This window comes from Streptomyces tamarix, from assembly GCF_032423885.1.
Taxonomy (GTDB): Bacteria; Actinomycetota; Actinomycetes; order Streptomycetales; family Streptomycetaceae; genus Streptomyces; species Streptomyces tamarix.
Window position 1 is genome coordinate 1 of sequence record NZ_JAWCTQ010000098.1, and the last position, 1,486, is coordinate 1,486.

Annotated in this window: 2 protein-coding genes; both read left to right on the forward strand. The window is 68.2% G+C overall.

What is annotated here, in order from left to right:
- The coding region (locus RND61_RS32410) for a glutamine amidotransferase-related protein (protein WP_315881752.1) at positions 1-477 on the forward strand (477 nt) is incomplete at its 5' end.
- Positions 470-1,486: carbamoyl-phosphate synthase large subunit (carB, locus tag RND61_RS32415; RefSeq protein WP_315881753.1), on the forward strand; the 1,017-nt coding region annotated here is incomplete at its 3' end. The genes RND61_RS32410 and carB, both read left to right, overlap by 8 nt.

Sequence of the window (1,486 nt, forward strand, 5' to 3'; positions counted from 1 at the left end):
CTGTACGCGGTCGAGCCGGACGGGGTGTTCTTCTCCAACGGTCCCGGTGACCCCGCCACCGCCGACCACCCGGTGGCGCTGATGCGTGCGGTGCTGGAGCGCAGGACGCCGCTGTTCGGCATCTGCTTCGGCAACCAGATCCTGGGCCGCGCGCTGGGTTTTGGCACCTACAAGCTCAAGTACGGCCACCGCGGCATCAACCAGCCCGTGCAGGACCGCACCACCGGCAAGGTGGAGGTGACCGCGCACAACCACGGCTTCGCCGTCGACGCCCCGCTCGACAAGGTGTCCGACACCCCCTACGGCCGCGCCGAGGTCTCCCACGTCTGCCTGAACGACAACGTGGTGGAGGGCCTCCAGCTGCTCGACCAGCCGGCCTTCAGCGTCCAGTACCACCCCGAGGCGGCCGCGGGCCCCCACGACGCCGCATACCTGTTCGACCGCTTCGTTTCCCTGATGGAGGCCGAGCGTGCCTAAGCGCACCGACATTCAGTCCGTCCTGGTCATCGGCTCCGGTCCGATCGTCATCGGGCAGGCCGCCGAGTTCGACTATTCGGGCACCCAGGCGTGCCGGGTCCTCAAGGCCGAGGGCCTGCGCGTCATCCTCGTCAACTCCAACCCGGCGACGATCATGACCGACCCGGAGATCGCCGACGCCACCTACGTCGAGCCGATCACCCCCGAGTTCGTCGAGAAGATCATCGCCAAGGAGCGACCCGACGCGCTCCTGCCCACCCTGGGCGGCCAGACGGCCCTGAACACCGCGATCTCCCTGCACGAGAACGGTGTCCTCGAGAAGTACGGCGTCGAGCTGATCGGCGCCAACGTCGAGGCCATCCACAAGGGCGAGGACCGCGAGCAGTTCAAGGAGGTCGTGGAGGAGGTCCGCAAGAAGATCGGACACGGCGAGTCCGCCCGCTCGGTCATCTGCCACACCATGGACGAGGTGCTCGCCGGTGTCGAGCACCTCGGCGGCTACCCGGTCGTCGTCCGCCCCTCCTTCACCATGGGCGGCGCCGGCTCCGGCTTCGCGCACGACGAGGAGGAGCTGCGCCGCATCGCCGGCCAGGGCCTCACGCTCTCGCCGACCACCGAGGTGCTCCTGGAGGAGTCCATCCTCGGCTGGAAGGAGTACGAGCTGGAGCTGATGCGCGACAAGCACGACAACGTCGTGGTCGTCTGCTCCATCGAGAACTTCGACCCCATGGGCGTGCACACCGGTGACTCCATCACCGTCGCCCCCGCGATAACCCTCACCGACCGCGAGTACCAGGTGCTGCGCGACATCGGCATCGCCGTCATCCGCGAGGTCGGCGTCGACACCGGCGGCTGCAACATCCAGTTCGCGGTCAACCCCGCCGACGGCCGGGTCATCGTCATCGAGATGAACCCGCGCGTGTCCCGCTCCTCGGCGCTCGCCTCCAAGGCGACGGGTTTCCCGATCGCCAAGATCGCTGCGAAGCTCGCCGTCGGCTACACGCTGGAC